Annotated in this window: 20 protein-coding genes; 3 read left to right on the forward strand and 17 right to left on the reverse strand. The window is 71.8% G+C overall.

Features of this window, described 5'->3' with window-relative positions; translation table 11 throughout:
- The first annotated feature begins 433 nt into the window (after nucleotides 1-433).
- Nucleotides 434-1,135: a DUF5995 family protein gene (locus tag AMK21_RS28775; RefSeq protein ID WP_073882086.1), complete on the forward strand. Its 702-nt coding sequence runs from the start codon at nucleotides 434-436 to the stop codon at nucleotides 1,133-1,135.
- A gap of 21 nt (nucleotides 1,136-1,156) precedes the next feature.
- Here the strand turns inward: AMK21_RS28775 and AMK21_RS28780 are convergent, their stop codons facing one another.
- The 5 genes from AMK21_RS28780 to AMK21_RS28800 all read right to left on the reverse strand — a co-directional run bounded on the left by AMK21_RS28780 (nucleotide 1,157) and on the right by AMK21_RS28800 (nucleotide 7,558).
- The gene (locus AMK21_RS28780) at nucleotides 1,157-2,851 is read right to left on the reverse strand and encodes a flavin monoamine oxidase family protein (protein ID WP_073882087.1); all 1,695 of its coding nucleotides are present in this window, start codon (nucleotides 2,849-2,851) and stop codon (nucleotides 1,157-1,159) included.
- Between the two features lie 53 nt (nucleotides 2,852-2,904).
- Nucleotides 2,905-3,702 carry a carbon-nitrogen hydrolase family protein gene (locus tag AMK21_RS28785; RefSeq protein ID WP_073882088.1) on the reverse strand — a complete coding sequence of 266 codons (798 nt, stop codon included), beginning with the start codon at nucleotides 3,700-3,702 and terminating at the stop codon, nucleotides 2,905-2,907.
- A 184-nt stretch (nucleotides 3,703-3,886) separates the two neighbouring features.
- Nucleotides 3,887-4,345, reverse strand: coding sequence for an Lrp/AsnC family transcriptional regulator (locus AMK21_RS28790; RefSeq protein WP_015607336.1), 459 nt, complete (start codon nucleotides 4,343-4,345; stop codon nucleotides 3,887-3,889).
- A gap of 125 nt (nucleotides 4,346-4,470) precedes the next feature.
- Entirely contained in the window at nucleotides 4,471-5,928 is a 1,458-nt protein-coding gene (locus tag AMK21_RS28795; protein WP_073882089.1) for an aldehyde dehydrogenase family protein, read from the reverse strand.
- Nucleotides 5,929-6,091: 163 nt separating this feature from the next.
- On the reverse strand, nucleotides 6,092-7,558 hold the full coding sequence (locus AMK21_RS28800; RefSeq protein ID WP_073882090.1) for a GuaB1 family IMP dehydrogenase-related protein: 1,467 nt from the start codon (nucleotides 7,556-7,558) through the stop codon (nucleotides 6,092-6,094).
- Nucleotides 7,559-7,878: 320 nt separating this feature from the next.
- Here AMK21_RS28800 and AMK21_RS28805 point away from each other — a divergent pair, with 320 nt between their 5' ends.
- Entirely contained in the window at nucleotides 7,879-8,937 is a 1,059-nt protein-coding gene (locus AMK21_RS28805) for a terpene synthase family protein (protein WP_073882091.1), read from the forward strand.
- Between the two features lie 68 nt (nucleotides 8,938-9,005).
- Here AMK21_RS28805 and AMK21_RS28810 read toward each other — a convergent pair whose 3' ends face one another.
- From AMK21_RS28810 to fmt, 4 genes are all read right to left on the reverse strand, one after another.
- On the reverse strand, nucleotides 9,006-10,001 hold the full coding sequence (locus AMK21_RS28810; protein WP_192806783.1) for a sugar-binding transcriptional regulator: 996 nt from the start codon (nucleotides 9,999-10,001) through the stop codon (nucleotides 9,006-9,008).
- 132 nt (nucleotides 10,002-10,133) lie between these two features.
- The gene (rpe, locus tag AMK21_RS28815; protein ID WP_073882093.1) at nucleotides 10,134-10,817 is read right to left on the reverse strand and encodes a ribulose-phosphate 3-epimerase; all 684 of its coding nucleotides are present in this window, start codon (nucleotides 10,815-10,817) and stop codon (nucleotides 10,134-10,136) included.
- 148 nt (nucleotides 10,818-10,965) lie between these two features.
- Nucleotides 10,966-12,399, reverse strand: coding sequence for an RsmB/NOP family class I SAM-dependent RNA methyltransferase (locus tag AMK21_RS28820; protein ID WP_073882094.1), 1,434 nt, complete (start codon nucleotides 12,397-12,399; stop codon nucleotides 10,966-10,968).
- Nucleotides 12,400-12,495: 96 nt separating this feature from the next.
- The gene (gene fmt, locus AMK21_RS28825) at nucleotides 12,496-13,428 is read right to left on the reverse strand and encodes a methionyl-tRNA formyltransferase (RefSeq protein WP_073882095.1); all 933 of its coding nucleotides are present in this window, start codon (nucleotides 13,426-13,428) and stop codon (nucleotides 12,496-12,498) included.
- A 298-nt stretch (nucleotides 13,429-13,726) separates the two neighbouring features.
- Between fmt and AMK21_RS28830 the strand changes: the two genes are divergently transcribed.
- The gene (locus AMK21_RS28830; protein ID WP_073882096.1) at nucleotides 13,727-14,293 is read left to right on the forward strand and encodes a hypothetical protein; all 567 of its coding nucleotides are present in this window, start codon (nucleotides 13,727-13,729) and stop codon (nucleotides 14,291-14,293) included.
- Between the two features lie 93 nt (nucleotides 14,294-14,386).
- Here the strand turns inward: AMK21_RS28830 and AMK21_RS28835 are convergent, their stop codons facing one another.
- From AMK21_RS28835 to AMK21_RS28870, 8 genes are all read right to left on the reverse strand, one after another.
- Nucleotides 14,387-16,552: a primosomal protein N' gene (locus AMK21_RS28835; protein WP_073882097.1), complete on the reverse strand. Its 2,166-nt coding sequence runs from the start codon at nucleotides 16,550-16,552 to the stop codon at nucleotides 14,387-14,389.
- Between the two features lie 116 nt (nucleotides 16,553-16,668).
- Nucleotides 16,669-17,877, reverse strand: a complete 1,209-nt coding sequence (gene metK, locus AMK21_RS28840; RefSeq protein WP_015607346.1) for a methionine adenosyltransferase — start codon at nucleotides 17,875-17,877, stop codon at nucleotides 16,669-16,671.
- A gap of 235 nt (nucleotides 17,878-18,112) precedes the next feature.
- Nucleotides 18,113-19,321, reverse strand: a complete 1,209-nt coding sequence (coaBC, locus tag AMK21_RS28845; RefSeq protein ID WP_073882098.1) for a bifunctional phosphopantothenoylcysteine decarboxylase/phosphopantothenate--cysteine ligase CoaBC — start codon at nucleotides 19,319-19,321, stop codon at nucleotides 18,113-18,115.
- A gap of 144 nt (nucleotides 19,322-19,465) precedes the next feature.
- Nucleotides 19,466-19,738: a DNA-directed RNA polymerase subunit omega gene (rpoZ, locus tag AMK21_RS28850; RefSeq protein WP_015607348.1), complete on the reverse strand. Its 273-nt coding sequence runs from the start codon at nucleotides 19,736-19,738 to the stop codon at nucleotides 19,466-19,468.
- Between the two features lie 103 nt (nucleotides 19,739-19,841).
- Nucleotides 19,842-20,459, reverse strand: a complete 618-nt coding sequence (gmk, locus tag AMK21_RS28855) for a guanylate kinase (RefSeq protein ID WP_073882099.1) — start codon at nucleotides 20,457-20,459, stop codon at nucleotides 19,842-19,844.
- 50 nt (nucleotides 20,460-20,509) lie between these two features.
- Nucleotides 20,510-20,833 (reverse strand): integration host factor, encoded by a 324-nt coding sequence (locus tag AMK21_RS28860; RefSeq protein WP_030584134.1) that lies wholly within the window; start codon nucleotides 20,831-20,833, stop codon nucleotides 20,510-20,512.
- A 244-nt stretch (nucleotides 20,834-21,077) separates the two neighbouring features.
- Nucleotides 21,078-21,917 (reverse strand): orotidine-5'-phosphate decarboxylase, encoded by an 840-nt coding sequence (pyrF, locus tag AMK21_RS28865; RefSeq protein ID WP_073882100.1) that lies wholly within the window; start codon nucleotides 21,915-21,917, stop codon nucleotides 21,078-21,080.
- Nucleotides 21,914-23,026 carry a quinone-dependent dihydroorotate dehydrogenase gene (locus AMK21_RS28870; protein ID WP_073882101.1) on the reverse strand — a complete coding sequence of 371 codons (1,113 nt, stop codon included), beginning with the start codon at nucleotides 23,024-23,026 and terminating at the stop codon, nucleotides 21,914-21,916. The genes pyrF and AMK21_RS28870 overlap by 4 nt, the downstream gene beginning before the upstream one ends.
- Nucleotides 23,027-23,233 lie beyond the last annotated feature (207 nt).

The following is a 23,233-nucleotide window of genomic DNA, read 5'->3' on the forward strand; positions in this document are numbered from 1 at the left end:
GCCTCGCAGGGCGGAGCGTCGGACATCGCGGCGTGCGACGCCTGGATACGGGAGTTCGCCCGGTGGCTCGGCGCGGGCCCGGTGATCGTGATCGCGCGAACCGGACCGCCGCCGGCTGCGCCGCGATCCGGGACTCGATCAGCGGGCGGCGCGGGTCGTCGGGGTTGGCCCGCACCCACTGGACGACCTGGACCCCGGGTCGCGGAAGAGCGGTTCCTGGGGGCGGGGGGCCGTCGGCGAGGGCCTCGCGGGGGCGGCGGCTCCGGTAGGGCCGTGGTCCGCCGCTCGTCCTACCCGGCCTCGGTCGGACCGGCCGTGGCACCGATCGCCAAGACGGCCGAGGCGACGGCCGGCATTTGCCGTCGTTCGTCCGTTCCGATGAACCTTCGACCGGTCGGGGCCGTGCCGAGCCTATGGCTGCCAGGCTCCGCACATGGCGCAGATCGATGAGTTCGCGGACCCGGCCGGACCCGGCACCCTCGTGGCGGAGGTGGACACGGTGATCGAGCGGATGCGCGCGTTCCGCCCCCGGTGGCCACCGGGGGGCGGTGTCGGGGTCTTCCACCAGGCCTACCTGACGGTGGTGGGCGGGACCGCCGGGCACGGTGGCCCCGCCGACCGGGAGGCAGCCGGAACGCTGGAGGCGCGGCTCACGGAGCGCTATCTGGCGGCTCTCGACGCGGCGGAGGCGGGCGGGCGTCCGCCGGAGTGCTGGCGTCCGCTGTTCCCGTACCGGCGGCATCCCGGCGTACGTCCGGTGCAGTTCGCCCTGGCCGGGCTCCATGCGCATGTCGCGCACGACCTGGCCCTGGCCGTGGTGGATACCTGCCGTACACGCGACTGCGAACCTGCCGCGCTGGAGGGGGAGTTCGAGCGGGCGGGTGATCTCCTCGCGTCGCTGGAGGAGCGGATCCACGACGATCTGATGCCGGGCCCCGATCTGCTCCGGATCACGGATCCGCTGACCCACCTGGTGAGTTCCTGGAGCCTGGAGCGGGCCCGTGGGGCCGCCTGGTCGACGGCCCGGGTGCTCTGGCGGCTGCGCGGACTCCCCTCGTCGGCCGAGGAGTTGCGGCAGCAGACCGACGCGGGCGCCGGGCTGGTGGTGCGCTTCCTGCTCACCCCCTGCCGCTGACGCCCGCGCGGAGCCCTCGGCTCAGTCCTCCGGAAGTTCCACCGGCGCGATCTCGTCGAAGACGTCGCCGGGGCCGGGGTTGGTCGGGTCACTCGCCCCGCCGAACTGGTGCATGACGCCCCACACCGCGTTCAGCGCTGTCTGTACGGCGCCCTCGGCCCAGCCGGCCGTCCAGGAGATGTCGTCCCCGGCGAGGAAGATCCCGCGCTTGTCCTCGGGCAGCCGGTCCTGCATGAAGTGGGTGAACAGCCGCCGCTGGTAGCGGTAGTGGCCGGGCAGGTTCGCCTTGAACGCGCCCATGAACCAGGGCTCGTTCTCCCAGGAGACGGTGACCGGGTTGCCGATGATGTGGCTGCGGATGTCGACGTTCGGGTAGATCTCCCCGAGCGACTTGAGCATGACCTCCATGCGCTCCTGCGGGGAGAGCGGCAGCCACTTCAGGCTGTCGTCGCACCACGTGTAGGAGAGGCAGATGACGGCGGGCTTGTCCGGGCCGTCGTCCAGGAGGTACGTCCCCCGGGTCATCCGGTCGGTCAGCGTCATCGACATGGTGTCGCGGCCGGTGGTCTCGTCCTTGTCCAGCCAGAACGGCCGGTCCACCGGCACGAACAGCTTGGACGACTCCATGTAGTGGGTGCGCTCCATCGCCGTCCAGTGGTCGATCGGGAAGAGCGCGTCATCGCAGTCGATCTTGGAGAGCAGCAGCCAGGACTGGCCGGTGAAGACGGCCGCCCGGAAGGTCCGGATGTCGCCGGTGGCGTCGGTGACCGTGATGCGGTTGCCCGCGGTACGGGTCAGCCGGGTCACCGCGCCGCGCGGCTCGCCGCCGTGCAGGGAGGCCAGCGAGGTGCCCAGCGGCCAGTGGACGATCTTCTGCGGCTCGCGGTCCCACAGGCGCAGCGGGAGCTGCTGGCTGCCGCCGACGATGCCGCGGTGGTGGTCGTCGGCCTCGGTGTAGACGACCCGCAGGATCTCCAGGATGGAGTTGGGGAAGTCGGTGTCCCAGCCGCCGGTGCCGAAGCCGACCTGGCCGAAGATCTCGCGGTGCCGGAAGGACTTGAATGCCTCGGACTCGCAGAGGAAGCCGTAGAAGGTCTGGTTGTCGAGCCGTGCGACGAGCTGCGACCAGATCTCGCGGATGCGCGGGACGTCGCGCTCGCGCAGCGCCCGGTTCATGTCGGAGAAGTCGGCGCCCTCCTCCAGGCAGGCGTTCCAGGCGTTCGCCACGTCACGGTAGACCTGGGGCAGGTCGTCGATGGTCTCGGCGTAGTGGGACTCGCCCTTGAGGTCGACGACGGTCGAGGGCGTGGCCGGGGAGAGCGGGTTGGGGAACGCCCGGGTCTCCAGACCGACCAGGTCGATGTAGTGCTGGAGCGCCGTGGAGGACGGCGGGAAGCGCATCGCGCCCATCTCGGCGGTGAGCGAGGGGTCGCAGCCGTCGAATCCGACGGTCCGCAGCCGGCCGCCGATCCGGTCCGCCTCGTAGACGACGGGCTTGAGGCCCATCTTCATCAGCTCGTACGCGGCGATGATGCCGGAGAGCCCGCCGCCGATGACGGCGACCTCCTGGCCGTGCCCGGTCGCCGGTATCTGGCCGAGGCCGGCCGGGTGGGCGAGGTAGTCGTCGTACGCGTACGGGAAGTCCGGCCCGAACATGGTGATCGGCGGGGCGGCCGCGTCGGTGTGCTGGACGGCGTTGGGCACCGTGGACGTCATGGGGTACGGACTCCTTGCGCGATGACGGGGAGAGGAAGTTCTTCGGGGCGGGCTCAGCCGAGGGAGCCGTACAGACCGGGGCGGCGGTCGTGCAGGTAGGGGTTGGCGGTGCGGGACGCGGCCAGGAACTCCGGATCCACCTCGCCGACGACGAGCTCCTCGCCGCGGCCGGCGCGGGTGCGCACGGTGCCGTCGGGGCCGGCCAGGCAGCTCAGCCCGACGAACTCGAACTCGCCTTCCGGGCCGGTGCGGTTCACGTACGCCACGTACATCTGGCTCTCGAAGGCCCGTACGGGGATGACGGACTCGGCGACGAACTGGAACGGGTGCATCTGCGCGGTGGGCACCAGCAGCAGGTCGGTGCCTGCGAGGGCGTGCGCCCGGACGTTCTCCGGGAACTCGACGTCGTAGCAGATCAGCAGGCCGATGCGGAGGCCGTCCAGGTCGGCCTGGACGACGGCTCGCTCGCCGGGGGTGAACCACTCCTGTTCGAAGCAGCCGAAGAGGTGGGTCTTGCGGTAGTTCGCCAGCGGCGCCCCGTCGGGGCCGATGAGCTGGGAGGCGTTGAAGATCCGCTCGCCGTCGCGCTCCGGGTAGCCGTACAGGACGGCGAGGCCGTGGCGTACGGCGATCTCGGCGACGGCCTGGGCGCCGGGGCCGTCGACGGGCTCGGCCAGCTCGGGGACGGCGTCGCCGATGGCGTACCCGGTCAGGAACAGCTCGGGGGCGACCAGTAGCCGGGCGCCCGATGCGCCGGCACGCGCGGCTGCCTCGTCCAGGGTCTCCAGGTTCTCGGCGACGACACCGGGCCGTCCGGAACTCTGGAGCAGGGCGGTACGCAACGGCGGCATGGCTGACCTCGGACGGTGCGGGCGGGGTGGGGAGACGTATCGAAGGTACGTGGCCCGGATCGGCCCGGACAAGGCGCGAGTGTTGCGCACCGACCGTCGATTCGTTGCGCCGGAAGGACTCCTGGCGGCGAAATGTTGCGTCGGGCGTCACCGCAGGTCAGCGGGGTGATGTGCACCACCTGTTCTAGGCGGGCGGGGCCTCCGCCGAGTACCTGCGCAGCAGCGGTGAGAGCACCAGCACCGACTTCGTGCGTTCCACGTACGGCTCCCCCGCGATCCGCTCCAGCACCTGCTCGAAGTGGCGCATGTCGGCGGCGAAGACCTGGACGACCGCGTCCGCGTCCCCGGTGACGGTGGAGGCGGCGGCGATCTCCGGATAGCGGGCGAGGCCCTGCTTGATCGCTTCCGGGGATGTGTTGCGGCTGCAGTAGATCTCGATGAACCCCTCGGTCTCCCAGCCGAGCGCGGCCGGGTCGACGCGCACGGTGAAGCCGGTGATCGCGCCCTCGGCGCGGAGCCGGTCGACGCGGCGTTTCACGGCGGGGGCGGAGAGGCCGACGATCGCGCCGATGTCGGCGTAGGAGCGCCGGGCGTCTTCGGCGAGGGCGTGGACGATGCGTTCGTCGAGGTCGTTCAGGCGCACGTCGGGCGGTTCACTTCTCTGCGGTGGGTCTGGCCGGCGGGAGGCGGCGGGTGCCACCTCCCGCAGTAGACCATGAGCCGCCGTCGGGGGCGTGCTCGGCGCAGGGGCAGTGGGTGGCCCGTGGGTCAGAACGGGAACTGCGAGCGACCGTGCTGGACGGAGATCCACTTCTGGGTGGTGAAGGCCTCCACCATCGACTCACCGTTCAGCCGGCCGAGGCCCGAGCTCTTCTCGCCGCCGAAGGGGACGATCGGCTCGTCGTGGACGGTGCCGTCGTTGATGTGGATCATGCCGGTGTGGATGCGCTGCCCGACCCGCACGCCGCGCTCGATGTTGCCGGTGTGCACGGCGCCGCTGAGACCGTACGGGGTGTCGTTGGCGATGCGGACGGCCTCGTCCTCGCCGTCGAAGGGGACGAGCAGGGCGACCGGGCCGAAGATCTCCTGCTGGAGGACGGGCGAGTCGGCGGGGAGCCCGGTCAGCACGGAGGGGCTGACCAGGTTGCCGTCGGCGCGGCCGTGGAGCAGGGCGGTGGCGCCGGACTCGACCGTCTCGTCGACGAGCCGGGAGATGGACTCGGCCTGCGAGGAGTTGATCAGCGGGCCGATCTGGGTGGCCGGGTCGGCCGGGTCGCCGACGGTGAGGGAGGCGACCTTGGCGACGAACTTCTCGGTGAACTCCGCCTCGATCGACCGGTCGATCAGGATCCGGTTGGCGGCCATGCAGACCTGGCCCTGGTGGACGTACCGGCTGAAGACCGCGGCGTCGACCGCGTAGTCCACATCGGCGTCGTCCAGCACGATCAGGGCGCTGTTGCCGCCGAGTTCGAGGACGGCACGCTTGAGGTTGGCGGCGCAGACGGTCGCGACGTGCCGGCCGACCTTGTCGGAGCCGGTGAAGGAGATGACCTGCGGCACGGGGTGCTCCAGCAGGGTGTCGCCGATCTCGGCGATGTCGGTGACGACGACGTTGAGCAGCCCGGCGGGCAGCCCGGCGTCCTCGAAGACCTTGGCCAGCAGGGTGCCGCCGCAGATCGGGGTGTTCTGGTGCGGCTTGAGGACGACCGCGTTGCCGAGGGCGAGGGCGGGGGCGACGGACTTGAGGGAGAGCAGGAAGGGGAAGTTGAAGGGGCTGATGACCCCGACGACCCCGACGGGCACCCGGTAGACGCGGTTCTCCTTGCCCTCGGTCGGCGAGGGGAGGATCTGGCCGGCCGGGCGCAGGACGAGCTGGGTCGCCTCGCGCAGGAACTCCTTGGCCAGGTGCAGCTCGAAGCCGGCCTTCAGGTGGGTGCCGCCGAGCTCGGCGACGATGGCCTCGGCGATCTCCGGTTCCCGCTCCTCGACGATCCGCAGCGCCTTCTCCAGGACCGTGCGCCGGGCGTACGGGTTGGTGTCGGCCCACGCCTGCTGGGCGCGCTCCGCGGCGCGGTAGGCCTGGTCGACCTCTTCGGCGGTGGCGACGGGGATCGAGGCGAGCTTCTCGCCGTCGAAGGGGTTGAAGTCGATGATGTCCCAGGACCCCTTCCCCGGCCTCCACTCGCCGTCGATGTACTGATGGGCCAGGTCAGTGAAGAAGGACATGAGATCCCTTACCGCAGAGAGGGAGGCAGCTGATTGGGCTTCATATTACTTATGTTTCAACAGAGTTGAAGTGGGATACCGACCGCCTCGAAAGGCCACGTACGGCACCGCCCCTCCCGGCGGGGATCACCGGAAGGGGCGGGGGTGTCGCGGATCTGCGGGATCAACTCCAGCTGGCGTGCAGCGGCTTGCCCTCGGCGTATCCGGCGGCGCTCTGCACGCCGACGACCGCCTTATCGGCGAACTCCTCCAGGGAGGCCGCGCCCGCGTAGGTGCAGGAGGAGCGGACTCCCGCGATGATCGAGTCGATCAGGTCCTCGACGCCCGGGCGGGTCGGGTCGAGGAACATCCGCGAGGTGGAGATGCCCTCCTCGAAGAGCCCCTTGCGGGCCCGGTCGTACGCGGACTCGTCGGAGGTACGGTTCTTCACGGCACGCGCCGATGCCATCCCGAAGGACTCCTTGTAGTACCGGCCGTCGGCGGACTGCTGGAGGTCGCCGGGCGACTCGTACGTCCCCGCGAACCAGGAGCCGATCATCACGTTGGACGCGCCGGCGGCGAGCGCCATGGCCACGTCGCGCGGGTGGCGGACGCCGCCGTCCGCCCAGACGTGCTTGCCGTGCTTCTTCGCCTCGGCGGCGCACTCCAGGACGGCGGAGAACTGCGGCCGGCCGACGCCGGTCATCATCCGGGTGGTGCACATGGCGCCGGGGCCTACGCCGACCTTGATGATGTCGGCGCCCGCCTCGATCAGGTCGCGCACACCCTCGGCGGCGACGATGTTGCCCGCGACGATAGGGACCTGCGGGTCCAGCGCCCGTACGGCGCGGACCGCGCTGATCATGGACTCCTGGTGGCCGTGGGCGGTGTCCACGACGAGCGTGTCGACGCCCGCGTCCAGGAGCTGCTTGGCCTTGCCCGCCACATCGCCGTTGATGCCCACGGCGGCCGCGATGCGCAGCCGGCCCTGGGCGTCGGTGGCGGGGGTGTAGAGCGTGGCGCGCAGGGCGGCCTTCCGGGTGAGGATGCCGACGAGCCGGCCGTCCTCGTCCACGGCGGGGGCGAGCTTGCGGTTGGCGCCGTCGAGCTTGTTGAAAGCCTCGCGCGGGTCGATGCCCGCGGCCAGGACCACCAGGTCCTTGGACATGACCTCGGAGAGCTGGGTGAAGCGGTCGACGCCGGTCAGGTCGTGGTCGGTGACGACGCCGACGGGGCGCCGGTCCTCGTCCACGACGACGCCGGCGCCGTGCGCCCGCTTGGGCAGCAGGGACAGGGCGTCGGCGACGGTCTGGCCGGGGGCCAGCTCGATGGGGGTGTCCAGGACGAGGTGGCGCGTCTTGACCCAGGTGATGACGTCGGTGACGACCTCGATCGGGATGTCCTGGGGGATGACGACGAGTCCGCCCCGGCGGGCGATGGTCTCGGCCATCCGACGGCCCGCGATGGCGGTCATGTTGGCGACCACGAGCGGGATCGTCGTACCCGTGCCGTCGGGCGAGGAGAGGTCCACCGCCTGGCGGGATCCGACGGCGGAGCGGCCCGGAACCATGAAGACGTCGTCGTACGTGAGGTCGTACGGAACCACGGAGGAGTCTGTGTAGCGACCGGTGCCCGGCTCAAGAAAGCGCATAACACTCATTTTTTCATACGAAACGGTGCAGGTCGTTTCCACGAAGACACAGCAAAAGACCCCCGCGTTCGTCTGTTCCTCCAAAAGGCTCTTGGAGGCCTCCGGGGAGGCGGTCGGGGGGTCCCGGGCAAGTGGAACCTGCCTTACCCACGGACTCTACCCGAACGGGATTCGATTCATTCGTGATCACCATCCCTGGACCCGGTGACAAGGGGTCAGGTAGCTTCAAAGCCGCAGGTCTCGGGGGTGTCCGAGGTGCCGCTCCGGCACATCGGACGCCCCCGGCACACCGTTTGACCGGAGAGGATCCAGATCCGCCTGTGGACAGCGAACTGCCGGACATCTACTGCCCGTTCCCTCAGCGGACCAACCCACACGTCGGACACACACGCGGTCACCTGGCCACCTGGATCAGACAGACGGGCCTGGTGCACCGCGAGTCCGCGATGAACCGCTTCGAGCAAGCCGATTTCGGCGCGTTCGTCGGGATGGTCTACCCGACGGCCGGGCCGGAACACCTCGACCTGGTGGCCGACTGGTTCGTCTGGCTCTTCCTCGTCGACGACCAGCTCGACGACGGCCATCTCGGCCGCTCCCCCGAGCTGGTGCGCGCCGTGGTGGAGCGGATGCGCGCCGTCGTGGACGGCGCCGCTCCGAGCCCCCTGCCCGGCGAGGAGCTCCCGGCCGCCGTGATCGCCCTGATGGACCTGTGGGAACGTACGACGCCGAACGCGGCGCCCCACTGGCGGACCCGGTTCGCCTGGCATCTGATCACCTACCTCACGACGGCCACCACCTGGGAGGCGGGCAACCGCGCCAACGACGTGGTGCCGTCCGAGGAGACGTACATCGCCAAGCGGCGGCACACCGGGGCGATCCACGTCTGCATGGACCTCATAGAGATCGTCACCGGCATCGAGGCCCCGGAGTCGCTCCACAACGACCCCCGGTTCATCACCGCCCTGGAAGCCTCCTGCAACCATGTGTGCTGGGCCAACGACGTCTACTCCTTCGAGAAGGAGCAGGTGCTCGGCGAGATCCACAACCTCGTCCACCTGGTCCGCCACCACCGGGGCCTCGGCGAGCAGCAGGCGCTGGACCATGTCGCGGAGCGGCTGGCGCTGGAGACGGAGCGGTTCCTGACCGCCGAGGACGAGCTGCTGGAGATGTATCCGGAGCTGACCGGTCTGCTGGTGCCCTACCTCGACGGGATGCGCAGCTGGATGCGCGGGAACCTGGACTGGTCGCGCCAGACCCCGCGCTACAACCCGGCCGACGTGGGCCAGTACGAGGAGCCCCAGGAGTATCTGGAGGAGACCGTGCTGGGCATAACGCCCGACCACGCGGCGGCCGCGGCGGAGGCTCCGCGCCCGAGCTGAGGCGTTACGGAAGGAGGCCGGGCACCCCTGAGGGTGCCCGGCCTCCTTCCGTCAGCTTCCGCTCGGGGTCACTCCCCGTCCGGGTCGGCCCGCTCCAGCGCCGGCCGGACTCCGGCCGGCGACTCGGTGAGCAGGTAGTCGGCCGCGGCGGTGTCCGTCACCAGGCTGGTGACCAGGCCCGAGCGCAGTACGGCGCCGATCGCCGCCGCCTTGCGCAGGCCGCCCGCGATCGCCACCACCTCGGGGATCCGGCGCAGCCGGTCCGCCTCGACGGTGATGCAGCGCTCGCCCAGGTCGCGGCCGACTCTGCGGCCGTCGGAGTCGAAGAGGTGCGCGGACATCTCGGCGGCGACACCGAGGGAGGCGTAGTGGGCGCGCTCCTCGTCGGAGAGCATGTCGTGGACCGTGGAGATGCCCGGCTCCCAGGAGCCGATGGACACCGCGGCGACCGTCACCTTGTCGAAGTACTCGAAGGCGCGGGCGATGCCCGTCTGCTCGCGCAGCGCGGCGGCCGTCGCCGGGTCGGGCAGCAGCATCGGGGCGTAGATCGGGTGGGCCTCGCCACCGGAGACCTGGGCGGCCCGGCGGACCGCCTCGACGGAGCCGCGCTCCGCGGTGCCCGCGTCGTAGACCCCGGTCAGCTGGACGACCGTGCAGGGCGGGAGCCGGTCCAGCGCCGCCGCCATATGGATGGTGGAGCGGCCCCAGGCCAGGCCGAGCACATCGCCCTCGGCCACCAGCTCGCCGAGGAGGTCGGCCGCGACCTCGCCCAGGTTCTCCGGGTCGGGGGCGTCCTCCTGCTCCTCGGCCGGGGACTCGACGACGACCGCGTGGCGCAGCCCGTAGCGGGCCCGGAGCGCGTCGGAGCGTTCGGCGTCCAGCTCGGCCGGCACCCGGATCTCGATCCGTACGAGATCACGCTCCAGGGCCGTCTCCAGGACCCGGGCCACCTTGAAGCGGCTGACGCCGAACTCCTCGGCGATCTGGATCTTGGACTTGCCCTCCAGGTAGAACCGGCGGGCCATGGCCGCCGCCTGCACCAGCTCCGCGGGTCCCATCCGCATGGCTGACCGACCCGCCGAGATGCCAGACACCGCGATCTCCTCACTGCTGTTCACACGCCCGATACGCCTTCATCCTGTCAGATCCGGCGATCCTTGATCGGCCCCGTCGGGCCGCGTTCATCTGCCCTTCGTTCAGTGGCCGCATGCCCAGGGCGCGGCGGCCGTGACCGCCTCCGCCCGCGCCCGCAGACCCCGCACCGCCGCCGCCGGGTCCTCGGCTCCGTACACCGCCGAACCCGCGACGAACACATCGGCGCCCGCCTCGGCACAGCGCTCGATCGTGGAGGCCGAGACCCCGCCGTCGACCTGGAGCCAGAGGTCGAGACCGTGCTTGCCGATCAACTCCCGGGTGCGGCGGATCTTCGGCAGCATGATGTCCAGGAAGGCCTGGCCGCCGAAGCCCGGCTCGACCGTCATGATCAGCAGCATGTCGAGCTCGGGGAGGAGGTCCTCGTACGGCTCGATGGGCGTCGCGGGCTTGAGCGCCATCGAGGCCCGTGCCCCCTTCGCCCGGATCTCCCGCGCCAGGCGCACCGGCGCCGCCGCGGCCTCCACATGGAAGGTGACCGAGCCGGCGCCCGCCTCCACGTACTGCGGGGCCCAGCGGTCCGGGTCCTCGATCATGAGGTGGCAGTCCAGCGGGGTGTCCGTGGCCTTGCCGAGCGCCTCGACGATCGGCACGCCGAGGGTCAGGTTGGGCACGAAGTGGTTGTCCATCACGTCGACATGGAGCCAGTCCGCGCCTTCCACGGCCCTCGCCTCCTCGGCGAGACGCGCGAAATCGGCGGACAGGATGCTGGGGTTGATCTGCGCCATGCCCCAAGCCTGCCACGTTCCGCGCCGGTTCCCCGCCTCGGCGTTCGCCGAGGGCTCACCCGGCCATCACAGTTTGCACATTCTGCGCATTTTGCCTGCGCTTTACTGTTCTTTTACCATCCGGGAAGGCTCTCTGACGGGGCGATATTCAGCCGATCCTGCGGAGCAGAGCGAGATACATGGCGTCCGTCCCGTGCAGATGCGGCCACAGCTGGACGTCCGGCCCGTCCCCCAGCGCGGGCACTCCGGGCATCAGCGGACGGGCGTCGACCCACTCCGCCTCCACCGGCTCGCCGCCGCGCCCCTTCAGGACGTCCTCGACGACCACCCGGGTCTCCGCGAGATGCGGCGAGCAGGTCGCGTAGCCGACGACGCCGCCGACCCGCACGGCCTTCAACGCCTCGCGCAGCAGCCCGCGTTGGAGCGGGGCGAAGCTCTCCAGGTCCTCGGCGCGACGACGCCAGCGGGCCTCCGGGCGGCGGCGCAGCGCGCCCAGACCGGAGCACGGCACGTCCATCAGGATGCGGTCGAAGGTGCCGGGCAGCCACGGCGGGCGGGTGCCGTCGGCGGTGACCACCTGGTACGGGCCCGGGTTGCCGGCGAGCGCCCGCTCGACCAGCCGCGACCGGTGCGGCTGCTTCTCGGCGGCCACCAGGGTCGCGCCCCGGCCGGCGGCGATGGCGGCCAGCAGGGCGGCCTTCCCGCCAGGGCCGGCGCAGCCGTCCAGCCAGCGGGTGTCGCGGCCCTCCACGGGGGCCGCGGCGAGCGCGGCGGCCACCAGCTGGCTGCCCTCGTCCTGGACGCCCGCGCGGCCCTCCTGGACCGCCGTGAGCGCGCCGGGCTCGCCGCCCTCGGCCATCCGGACGGCGTACGGGGACCAGCGGCCCGGCAGCGAGTTCTCGTCGCCGAGCGCCTTCTCCAGCTCGTCGGTGGTGGAGCGGCCGGGGCGGGCCACCAGGGTCACCTCGGGCCGCTCGTTGTCGGCTTCGAGCAGGTCCTCGATCCCCGCACGGCCGCCGCCGAGCGCGTCCCAGAGCGCCGAGACGATCCAGCGCGGGTGCGAGTGGACGATGGAGAGGTGGTCCTCGGCGTCCTCCTCGTACGAGGGCGCGACCTTCTCCACCCAGCCGTCCAGGTCGTGCGCGGTGACCTTGCGCAGCACCGCGTTGACGAACTTCGCACGGCCTTCGCCCAGCACCACCCGTGCCAGCTCCACACTGGCGGAGACGGCCGCGTGCGTCGGGATACGGGTGCCGAGCAGTTGGTGGACGCCCATGTCGAGGACGTCGAGGACCGGCGGATCGACCTCGCGGAGCGGCCGGTCGATGCAGGCCGCGACGATCGCGTCGTAGGTGCCCTGGCGGCGCAGCGTCCCGTAGACCAGCTCGGTCGCCAGCGCCGCGTCCCGCCCGTCGAAGTCGCCCTTGGCGCGGGCCTTCTTCAGCAGCGGGGGCAGCACGAGGTTGGCGTACGCGTCCCGCTCGTCGACCGCCCGCAGCGCCTCGAAGGCGAGGAACCGGACGGGGTCCTTCTGGGGGCGGCGGTGGGGCTTGGCGGGACGGCGACGCGGCTGGTCGTTCACGTGAAAGGTGCTCCGCAGATGGTGAGAGGGCGAACTCTCCCAGCGTACGTCGCCGTCCCCGGCCCCTCGTACGAGAGGTTCCCCGGGCGAAGGGTGCTACGCCCCCAGCAGCTCGCCGTGGACGATCCGGACGCCGCGCGCCCAGTCGGCGGCCCTCATCGGCTTCTTGCCCTGCGGCTGGACCCAGAGCAGCTCGACGGCGTGCGAGCCGGTGCCCACGTACACGTTGTTCTTCGCCGCCGAGAGCTCGCCGGGCGCCAGGTCGGTGCGGTCCAGGACAGGCGTCGCCTGGACGAGCTTGAGCCGCTCGCCCCGGAACAGGGTCCAGGCGCCGGGCGCGGGGGTGCAGCCGCGCACCACCCGGTCGACGCGCAGGGCGGGGGCCGACCAGTCGATCCGGGCGTCCTCCACGGTGATCTTCGGGGCCAGGGTGACGGCGTCGTGGAGCTGCGGCACAGCGTGCAGGGTGCCGTCCTCGATGCCGTCCATGGTGGCCGCGAGCAGCCCGGCACCGGCGAAGGCGAGCCGGGTGAGCAGGTCGCCGCTGGTGTCGGTGGGGCGGATCTCCTCGGTGAGGACGCCGTACACCGGGCCGGAGTCAAGCCCCTCCTCGATCAGGAAGGTCGAGGCGCCGGTCACCTCGTCCCCGGCCATCACCGAGTGCTGCACGGGCGCCGCGCCGCGCCAGGCGGGCAGCAGCGAGAAGTGCAGGTTGACCCAGCCGCGGGCGGGCACGTCCAGGGCCACCTTGGGCAGCAGGGCCCCGTAGGCGACGACCGGGCAGCAGTCCGGGGCGATCTCCCGCAGCCGGGCGAGGAACTCCTCGTCCCGGGGCTTCACCGGCTTGAGGACCTCGATCCCGGCCTCCGCCGCCCGCTCGGCCACCGGGCTGGCCACCAGCCGGCGGCCGCGCCCGGCGGGGGCGTCGGGACGGGTCACGACGGCGGCCACCTCATGGCGGTCGGAGGCGATCAGGGCGTCCAGGGCGGGGACGGCGACCTCAGGGGTGCCGGCGAAGACGAGCTTCATGGGTGGCTGACTGCCTCTCGGGCTTCTCGGACTCTCGGGCCCTGCGGGGCCAGGACGTACGGTGACGAGCAGCACACCAGTCTAGGGGGTGGCCTCCGGAGCGTATGGGGGGCTCAGCCGCTTCGCCTGCCCGGCGATCAGGGGGCGCACGTGCGCCGCGCACGCCCCGTGCATATGCACATACGCCCCGATAGCGTGACCACATACCCGGCTCGGGCGTTGGTCAAAGGAGATTGACCGAAGCGGGCCGCCCCGATGCGGCCCGATCCCTTTCAACGCCGGTTCGAGAGGCTTCTTCATGGCCGACCACGCAACCCACGACGCCCAAGCGCGGGCCAGCCTGCATCTCCTGGTGCGGGACATCGAGCGGGTCCGGCGGCAGGTGGACGCGCTACGCACACTCACCGCCCAGCTGGGCAACGTCTACCGCCCGCGCCGCTCCGGCCCCTCCGCGGGCTTCGTCGTCTACGGCAGGGCCCCGGCCCCCACCGTCCGCCTGGCCCAGGAGCTGCGGGACAGCGTCGAGACCCTGGTCACCGCAGCGGTGGACTTCGACCGCTCGCTCGGCTTCTCCTGGGACGCGGTGGGCTCGGCCCTGGGCGTCACCAAACAGGCGGTGCACCGCCGTTACGGAACGCGCCGGGCCACCGCGCAGTCCGCGGCGGCCGAGGCGACCGAGACCGCGGCGGCGCCCCGCCCGGTCTCCGTGGGATCCGGCCTGCCGGGATCGGCCTCCGGCGGCGCCGTCTCCCCGGTGCCCTCCGTGCCCGCGGCCCGCTCGATGCCGCCGCAGCCGCCGGCGGGCCCGCAGCCGGTCCGTGAGGAGCTGCGCCCCGGGGCCTTCCCCGGCCCGCGCAACGGCTGACCGTACGCACGACGCCCCCGCTGCCCCTGGGCGCCGAGGGCGAGCCACCGGAGCGGCGGTATCCCCGGCCCGCCGCCCCGCCCCCAGGGGCACTCACCCGATGTCCGGCGGATCGATCCTGATCCGCACCTGGTCTCCCCCGCCCTTGGCCGTACGCGCCGCCTGTGCCGTCTTCAGCGCACCCGCGAGCGCCGCCCCGCGCCCGGGCACCACTCGCACCAGAACCCGCTCCCAGCTCTCGCCGGGCGGCGCGTCCGAGGGTCTGCGCGGGCGCCCCGGCTCGGCCGACGGGACCGGCACCGGGCCCAGGATCTCGGCCTCCGGAGGGAGGTCGGCAGCCGTGAGGAAGGATGCCAGGGCCTCGGCGGGGCCGGTCACCGACGCCATCCGGGAGACCGGCGGGAAGCACAGCTCGGCGCGGTCCGCCAGCTCACGCCGGGCGAAGCCGGCCGGGTCCCAGCGGACCAGCGCCTGTACCGGGCGCAGCGTCGGCTCGGCGACGATCACCACCGTGCCGCCCTCGTCCTGCCCGCGTACCAGCGCGCCCGCCGCCGTCCACCGGCGCAGCGCCTCCTCCCCCGCCCGCAGGTCGGGCCTGCCGAGCATGGCCCAGCCGTCCAGCAGCAGCGCCGCGGCATAGCCGCCCTCGGCGACGGGCTCGGCGCCGGGCGTGGAGACGACCAGCGCGGGGGCGGCCGGGACCGCGTCGAGGATGTGGTCGCGCCCCGACGTACGGACGGGCACGGCGGGGAAGGCCCGGCCCAGCTCCTCGGCGGTGCGGCGGGCACCGACGATCTGGGCGCGCAGCCGGCCCGAGCCGCACTCCGCGCAGTGCCAGGCCCGCTCGGCCTGCCCGCACCAGGCGCAGTTCAGGTCCTGCTGGTCCGGCGCTTCCAGAGGGCCCGCGCAGTGCCGGCAGCGGGCGGGGGTGCGGCAGCGCTCGCAGGCGAGGCGGGGCGCGTAACCCCGGCGGGGCACCTGGACCAGCACCGGACCGCTGCGCAGGCCGTCGCGCACCGTCTGCCAGGCGAGGCTGGGCAGCCGGGCGGAGCGGGCGGCGCCGTCCCGGGCCAGCTCACCGTCCCCGACCGTACGGATGAGGGGCGCGGCCCGTCGCAGCTGCTCCCGGTCCGCGATCAGGGGCAGCGCCCAGCCGCTCTCCACGAGCTGGGCCGCCTCCACCGTGCAGCTCGTGCCGCCGAGCAGGAAGGCGCACCGTCCCTGGGCGGCCCGCAGCTCCAGGACCTCGCGGACGTGCGGGAAGGGGGCGTTGGTGTCGCTGTGGCTGGAGTCCCCGTCGTCCCAGACGGCGACCAGGCCGAGGTCCCGGACGGGGGCGAACATGGCGGCGCGGGTCCCGACGACCGCCCGCACCGAGCCCCGGCGCACGGCGAGCCACTGGCGGTAGCGCTTCTCGGGGCCGGAGTCGGCGGTGAGCAGGGCGTGCCGGCCCGCACCGAGCACTTCGGTCAGGGCGGCGTCGATCCGTCCGGCGACCCGCCCGTCCGGGACGACGACGAGGGCGCCGCGCCCGGAGGAGAGCGTCGCCGCGACGGCTCGGGCGATCTCGGCGGGCCAGTGCGGTCCCGGCAGGGCCGTCCAGACGGCTCGGGGCGCACCGCCCTCGGCCAGGGCACGGAGGAAGGCGGGGCCCTGGCCGTACCGCTCCCAGGTGCCCTGCTCCGGGGGCGGGGGCGGTGGTAGCGGCTCCGGGGAGGGCTTGGACTCGGCGCGGCCGTTGCGCGGCGGGACGGCGAGCTGGAGGACGTCGGCGAGGCTGCCCGCGTACCGGTCGGCCACGGCGCGGGAGAGGGCGAGCAGCTCGGGCCCGAGGACCGGCTCCGGGGAGACCACATAGGCGAGGGCGGCCAGCGTGCCCTGGTAGTCGGAGTCGGCGCGGCGCTCGACGATGAACCCGTCGATCAGGCCGCCCCCCTCGCGCCGCCCGAACTGGACGTTGTGGCGCCCGGCGCCGAACCGCACGCGTACGCGCACGCCCGGCTGGGCGTCGGCGTCCAGCTCCTCGGGAACCGCGTAGTCGAAGAACTGGTCGAGGTGGAGGACGCCTTTGTTCACCAGCACCCGGGCCACGGGCAGCTCCTTGGCCAGCGCGGCGCCGCGCCAGGTGCGCGGTTTGGCGCGCGGCACCTTGGCCCGGCGCACGGTCTCCCGGATCAGCGCAAGCTGCTCCGGCGCCCCGGCACCGGGCTCGGCCGCCCCTGCACCCGGTTCGGCGGACTGCTCGTTCTCGCTGCTCACAGCCAAATTCCTACCAGACGGCACTGACAGTGCCGGCCGGGCGCAGAGCAGCGGGGCCCGGGCCACCGCGTTCGGTGTCCGGGCCCCGCTGTCGTGCCGATGTCCGTCCGGTGCTGCTAAAGACCGGCGGCGGCGCGGAGGGCGTCCACGCGGTCGGTGCGCTCCCAGGTGAAGTCGGGGAGCTCGCGGCCGAAGTGCCCGTACGCTGCGGTCTGGGCGTAGATCGGGCGGAGCAGGTCGAGGTCGCGGATGATCGCGGCCGGGCGGAGGTCGAAGACCTCACCGATCGCGTTCTCGATCTTCTCCGTGTCGACGGCGGCGGTGCCGAAGGTCTCGACGAAGAGACCGACCGGCTCGGCCTTGCCGATCGCGTAGGCGACCTGGACCTCGCAGCGGGTGGCGAGCCCGGCGGCCACCACGTTCTTGGCCACCCAGCGCATCGCGTACGCCGCCGAGCGGTCGACCTTGGACGGGTCCTTGCCCGAGAAGGCGCCGCCACCGTGGCGGGCCATGCCGCCGTAGGTGTCGATGATGATCTTGCGGCCGGTGAGGCCGGCGTCGCCCATCGGGCCGCCGATCTCGAAGCGGCCGGTCGGGTTCACCAGGAGGCGGTAGCCCTCGGTGTCCAGCTTGATACCGTCCTCGACGAGCTGCGTGAGCACGTGCTCGACGACGAACTCGCGGATGTCGGGAGCGAGCAGCGAGTCCAGGTCGATGTCGCTGGCGTGCTGCGAGGAGACGACCACGGTGTCCAGACGGACCGCCTTGTCACCGTCGTACTCGATGGTCACCTGGGTCTTGCCGTCGGGGCGGAGGTAGGGGATCGTCCCGTTCTTCCGCACCTCGGACAGGCGCCGCGAGAGACGGTGCGCGATGTGGATCGGGAGCGGCATGAGCTCGGGGGTCTCGTCGCAGGCGTACCCGAACATCAGGCCCTGGTCGCCCGCGCCCTGCTTGTCGAGCTCGTCCTCATCGCCCTCGACGCGCTTCTCGTACGCGGTGTCGACACCCTGCGCGATGTCCGGCGACTGCGCGCCGATGGAGACCGAGACGCCACAGGAGGCACCGTCGAAGCCCTTTTTGGAGGAGTCGTAGCCGATCTCCAGCACCTTGTTGCGCACGAGGTTGGGGATGTCGGCGTAGGCCTTGGTCGTGACCTCGCCCGCGACATGCACCAGACCGGTGGTGATCAAGGTCTCGACGGCGACGCGCGAGGCGGGGTCGTCGCGCAGGAGCGCGTCGAGGATCGTGTCGCTGATCTGGTCAGCGATCTTGTCGGGGTGACCCTCGGTGACAGATTCCGAGGTGAAGAGACGGCGGGACACATCGCTCCCTGGGGTTGCAGCGGCTGCTGGCTGATCATGGGTGGCACGGCCGAGAGCTGCGCTCGGTACGTACCGTCGACCAGTTTATCGGTCACGTCCGACGGCCGGGGCATGCGTCTCGCCCTTTGGAGCGCGACAGCCCGTGACGCGGCGGACACCTGAAGGATAATCCACCGTCCCGCACGGTGGTTACATCCCGTTATGAACCACTCTGGTTCACCCGGGGGGTTGAATGTCACATCTGTTGGAACCTTCCCGAAACCAGATCCCAGACCGTGTCGGCAAGCGCTTCCTTGGGCCCGTACGGCACGGGGGTCTCCGTTCCGTCGGCGGAGAGGACGACCGCCTCGTTCTCCTCGGAGCCGAAGGTCTTGCGCTCCCCCACCTCGTTGACCACGAGCAGATCGCACCCCTTGCGGCGGAGCTTGGCCCGGCCGTTGGCGAGGACGTCGTCGGTCTCGGCGGCGAAACCCACCACGATCTGCGCCGGCCGGGCCCGCTCGGCGGCGACCTCGGCGAGGATGTCGGGGTTGCGGACCAGGGGGACGACGGGCGCCTCCTCGCCGTCCTTCTTCTTGATCTTGCCTGTGGCGTACTCGGCGGGCCGGAAGTCGGCCACGGCCGCCGCCATCACCACGACGTCCGCGTCGGCGGCGGCCTTCAGGACGGCCTCCCGGAGCTGGACCGCCGTACCGATCCGTACGACGTCGGCGCCGGCCGGGTCGGCCAGCCCGGTGTTGGCCTCGATCAGGGTGACGCGGGCGCCCCGGGCCACGGCGGTGCGCGCCAGCGCGTAGCCCTGCTTGCCGGAGGACCGGTTGCCGAGGTAGCGCACCGGGTCAAGGGGCTCGCGGGTACCGCCCGCGCTGATCACCACATGGCGGCCCGCGAGGTCGGGTTCGGCGACTCCGCGCGCCAGCACCCGGCGGCAGACCTCGAAGATCTCGCCCGGGTCGGGCAGCCGGCCCTTGCCGGTGTCGACGCCGGTGAGCCGCCCCACCGCGGGCTCGATGACGACGGCGCCCCGGCGGCGCAGAGTGGCGACGTTCTCCTGGGTGGCCGGGTGCTCCCACATCTCGGTGTGCATGGCGGGGGCGAAGACCACCGGACAGCGGGCGGTCAGGAGGGTGTTGGTGAGCAGGTCGTCGGCGAGGCCGTGGGCTGCCCTGGCCAGCACGTCGGCGGTGGCCGGGGCGACGACGACGAGGTCGGCGCCCTGCCCGATCCGTACGTGGGGCACCTCGTGGACGTCGTCCCAGACCTGGTCGGAGACGGGATGGCCGGAGAGCGCGGACCAGGTGGCGGCGCCCACGAAATGCAGCGAGGAGGCGGTCGGGACGACCCGTACATCGTGCCCGGACTCGGTCAGCCGGCGCAGCAGCTCGCACGCCTTGTAGGCGGCGATGCCCCCGCTGACCCCCAGGACGACCTTCGGCTTGTCCACTGCGTCTCCCCGCACTCGGCAACGTAAGAACGTGGCTCCCATGCTGCCTCACGGCGCGGACCCTGTGCCCACCCGGCCCCGGACACACCTCAGGCCCGGCGGGCGGGCCGCCGGGCCTGAGAGGGGTGCGAGGTGCTGTCCTGCTTACTGAGCGGGGCCCTCGATGGGCTCGGAGGTCAGCAGGCCCGCGTTGATCTCGCGGAGCGCGATCGACAGCGGCTTCTCATGCACGTGGGTGTCGACGAGCGGACCGACGTACTCAAGGAGACCTTCGCCGAGCTGCGAGTAGTACGCGTTGATCTGACGCGCGCGCTTGGCGGCGTAGATGACCAGGCTGTACTTCGAGTCGGTGGCCTCGAGGAGCTCATCAATCGGCGGGTTGATGATGCCCTCGGGCGTGGTGATGGAAGAGGACACTCTCTGCCTTCCGAAGGGGGTAAAGATCAAAGAAATCTTTGATAGTGCGGATTCCGGCGAGTCGGACACGGGGTCGAACTCCGGGCCAGCCGCGGCGTAGCGTTCAGCCGCTGCTGTCAGGGTGGTCGGAAGCCTGCAGCATCAACGTTAGCAGCTCACGGGCCACGTCCTCGACGGAGGTGTTGACGAGCGTCGTATCGAACTCGGTTTCGGCGGCCAGTTCGACCTTCGCGGCGGTGAGCCTGCGCTTGATCACATCCGGCGCCTCGGTGCCCCGGCCGGTGAGCCGTCGCACCAGCTCCTCCCAGCTCGGCGGAGCCAGGAAGACCAGGCGCGCGTCGGGCATCGACTGGCGGACCAGCCGCGCACCCTGGAGATCGATCTCCAGCAGGACCGGCTCGCCCGCCTCCAGGCGGTCGAGCACGGCCCGGCGCGGCGTGCCGTAGCGGTTGCCCGCGAACTCGGCCCACTCCAGCAGCTCACCGTTGGCGACGAGCTTGTCGAACTCCTCGTCGTCGAGGAAGAAGTAGTGCACGCCGTCGCGCTCCCCGGGGCGGGGCTTACGGGTCGTCGCCGACACGGAGAGCCAGACCTCGGGGTGCACGGTGCGCATATGAGCGACGACCGTGCTCTTGCCGACCCCTGAGGGGCCGGAGAGCACGGTCAGCCGCGGACGTACGTCCGGGGGTACGGGGGACGTCCCCCGGGATGTTGCAGCCATGGAGCGATTATCCAGGTTCTCAGGGGTGCCTGAGAACCTCGGGCGGAACGTCAGGCGGCGCTGCCACCGAACTCGCGCTCCAGGGACGCGATCTGGTTGGAGCCGAGACCCCGGACCCGGCGGCTTTCGGAGATGCCCAGACGCTCCATGATCTGCTTGGCACGGACCTTGCCGACGCCGGGCAGGGACTCCAGGAGGGCGGAGACCTTCATCTTCCCGATGACGTCGTTCTCCTGGCCCTGCTTGATGACCTCATGGAGGGAGGCGCCGGAGTGCTTGAGTCGATTCTTGACCTCGGCCCGCTCCCGGCGAGCCGCGGCGGCCTTTTCGAGCGCGGCTGTGCGCTGTTCAGGGGTAAGGGGCGGAAGAGCCACGCCTACGTCACCTCGGATGTCGATCTGTCGGATACGGACCGGTGGGAAGGCTGGACGCCCTCCACCAGGTGAGCGACGAACACACTGTGCCCGTCTGCTCTCGACGGAGACTAGCGGCCAGGGCCGCTCTAGTCAGCGAGAACAGACGAAAAGTCCTGGTCAGCCTTGGCCGACCAGGACATTTAACGCATATCCACCGGGTTTCTGGTCAGTAATTCGTCAACAGCCTGTAAACGTGCCAGGGTCAACTGCCGGAGACGGCGCTGCGGACCTCGTCCGCGAGCCGTCCGGCCGCTTCGCGCAGCCCTGACGCGTCCGGACCGTTGCGCAGCACGCCCCGGCTCACGCTCGGCACCACGTTGCCGACCGCGTCGCCGAACACCGTCGGAAGATCCGCCGGGGTCGCCCCCTGGGCACCGATGCCGGGCGCGAGGAGCGGTCCGTTGATCGCCAGATTCACCCCCGCGTCCCCGAGCGTCGCCCCGACCACCGCACCGACCGAGCCGAGGGGAACCGCCCCTTCGTTCTCCGCCGCCACGTGGTCCAGCATCAGCTGGGCCAGCGAACGGCCGTCGGCGGCGGTGGCTCGCTGGACCTCGGCGCCCTCCGGGTTCGAGGTGAGGGCCAGGACGAAGACGCCGGCCCCGGAGACGGCGGCCGCGTCCAGGGCGGGGCGCAGCGAGCCGAACCCGAGGTACGGGGAGACGGTGACGGCGTCGGAGAAGAGCGGGGAGTCCTTGTCCAGGTAGGTCGCCGCGTAGGCACCCATGGTGGAGCCGATGTCGCCGCGCTTGGCGTCCATCAGGACCAGCGCACCGGCGGCCCGCGCCTCTTCGACGGCCTTCTCCAGGACGGCGACGCCGCGCGAGCCGAACCGCTCGAAGAACGCCGACTGCGGCTTGAGGACGGCGACCCGGTCGGCCAGCGCCTCCACGACGGTCCGGGTGAAGCGCTCTAGGCCGGCGATGTCGTCGTTCAGCCCCCAGGAGGTGAGCAGGGAGGCGTGCGGGTCGATGCCGACGCAGAGCGGCCCGCGGGTGTCCATGGCGTGGCGCAGCCGCGCGCCGAAGGGTTCGGGTGTCACAGGGCGGCCTTCTTCCGGGTCTCGGCGCCGACGGCCTCGGCGAGGGTGGCGTAGGGGGATGCGGCGAGCCGGGCCGCGAGGCCCTTGTGGATGGCGCGTGCGTAAAAAGGGCCCTCATAGATGAAGGCGCTGTAGCCCTGTACGAGGGTGGCACCCGCCAGGATGCGCTGCCAGGCATCCTCGGCACTCTCGACGCCCCCGACACCCACCAGGGTGATCCGGGTCCCGACACGGGCGTACAGGCGGCTCAGGACGGCCAGGGAGCGCTCCTTGAGGGGTGCGCCGGAGAGCCCGCCGGTCTCGGCCACCTGGGCGGGGGCGGACTTCAGCCCGAGCCCTTCGCGGGCGATGGTGGTGTTGGTGGCGATGATCCCGTCGAGGCCCAGCTCCACGGCGAGGTCGGCGACCGCGTCCACGTCCTCGTCCGCGAGGTCCGGGGCGATCTTGACGAGCAGCGGTACGCGCCGGGAGGTGACGGTACGGTCGGCGGCCTCGCGGACGGCGGTCAGCAGGGGCCGCAGGGACTCGGTGGCCTGGAGGTTGCGCAGGCCCGGGGTGTTGGGCGAGGAGACGTTGACGACCAGGTAGTCCGCGTGGGCGGCCAGCCGCTCGGTGGACTTCACGTAGTCGGCGGCGGCCTCGGCCTCCGGCACGACCTTGGTCTTGCCGATGTTGACACCGACCGTGGTGCGGAAGACCGGATTACGGGAGGCGAGACGGGCGGCGACGGCGGAGGAGCCCTCGTTGTTGAAGCCCATGCGGTTGATCAGCGCACGGTCCGCGACGAGGCGGAAGAGGCGCTGCTTGGGGTTGCCGGGCTGCGGTTCGCCGGTGACGGTGCCGATCTCGATGTGGTCGAAGCCGAGCATCGCCATGCCGTCGATCGCGACGGCGTTCTTGTCGAAGCCGGCGGCCAGCCCGAAGGGGCCGTGCATCCGCAGGCCGAGTGCCTCGGTGCGCAGCTCCTTGTAGCGGGGCGCGAGAGCGGCGGCGACGAAGGTGCGCAGGACGGGGATGCGGGCGGCGAGGCGGATCCAGCGGAAGGCGGTGTGGTGGGCCTGCTCGGGGTCCATCCGCTTGAAGACCAGCCGGAAGAAGAACTTGTACATGGAGAGAGGTCCTCAGGTGCTCAGTGGCTCAAGTGCTCAGTGGCTCGGTGGGGCCCACAGAGAGGGGGACACCGTTTCCGGTGTCCCCCTGCTGGGCTGCTAGTCGCGAGTCGCCGTCAGATGTTCGGCGTGTTCCTGGAGTGAGCGGACGCCGACGTCGCCGCGGTTGAGGGCGTCGATGCCCTGGACGGCCGCGGCGAGTGCCTG

The sequence above is a fragment of the Streptomyces sp. CB00316 genome, assembly GCF_001905595.1.
Lineage (GTDB): Bacteria > Actinomycetota > Actinomycetes > Streptomycetales > Streptomycetaceae > Streptomyces.

Bases quoted from the DNA above. Each gene is read 5' to 3' on its own strand.
- AMK21_RS28810 (WP_192806783.1), bottom strand. From the start codon at position 10,001: ATGCGGATGGGACCCGCGGAGCTGGTGCAGGCGGCGGCCATGGCCCGC.
- AMK21_RS28870 (WP_073882101.1), bottom strand. From the start codon at position 23,026: ATGTACAAGTTCTTCTTCCGGCTGGTCTTCAAGCGGATGGACCCCGAG.
- AMK21_RS28800 (WP_073882090.1), bottom strand. From the start codon at position 7,558: ATGCGCTTTCTTGAGCCGGGCACCGGTCGCTACACAGACTCCTCCGTG.
- AMK21_RS28775 (WP_073882086.1), top strand. From the start codon at position 434: ATGGCGCAGATCGATGAGTTCGCGGACCCGGCCGGACCCGGCACCCTC.
- AMK21_RS28780 (WP_073882087.1), bottom strand. From the start codon at position 2,851: ATGACGTCCACGGTGCCCAACGCCGTCCAGCACACCGACGCGGCCGCC.
- fmt (WP_073882095.1), bottom strand. From the start codon at position 13,428: ATGAAGCTCGTCTTCGCCGGCACCCCTGAGGTCGCCGTCCCCGCCCTG.
- AMK21_RS28830 (WP_073882096.1), top strand. From the start codon at position 13,727: ATGGCCGACCACGCAACCCACGACGCCCAAGCGCGGGCCAGCCTGCAT.
- rpe (WP_073882093.1), bottom strand. From the start codon at position 10,817: ATGGCGCAGATCAACCCCAGCATCCTGTCCGCCGATTTCGCGCGTCTC.
- gmk (WP_073882099.1), bottom strand. From the start codon at position 20,459: ATGGCTGCAACATCCCGGGGGACGTCCCCCGTACCCCCGGACGTACGT.
- AMK21_RS28785 (WP_073882088.1), bottom strand. From the start codon at position 3,702: ATGCCGCCGTTGCGTACCGCCCTGCTCCAGAGTTCCGGACGGCCCGGT.
- AMK21_RS28795 (WP_073882089.1), bottom strand. From the start codon at position 5,928: ATGTCCTTCTTCACTGACCTGGCCCATCAGTACATCGACGGCGAGTGG.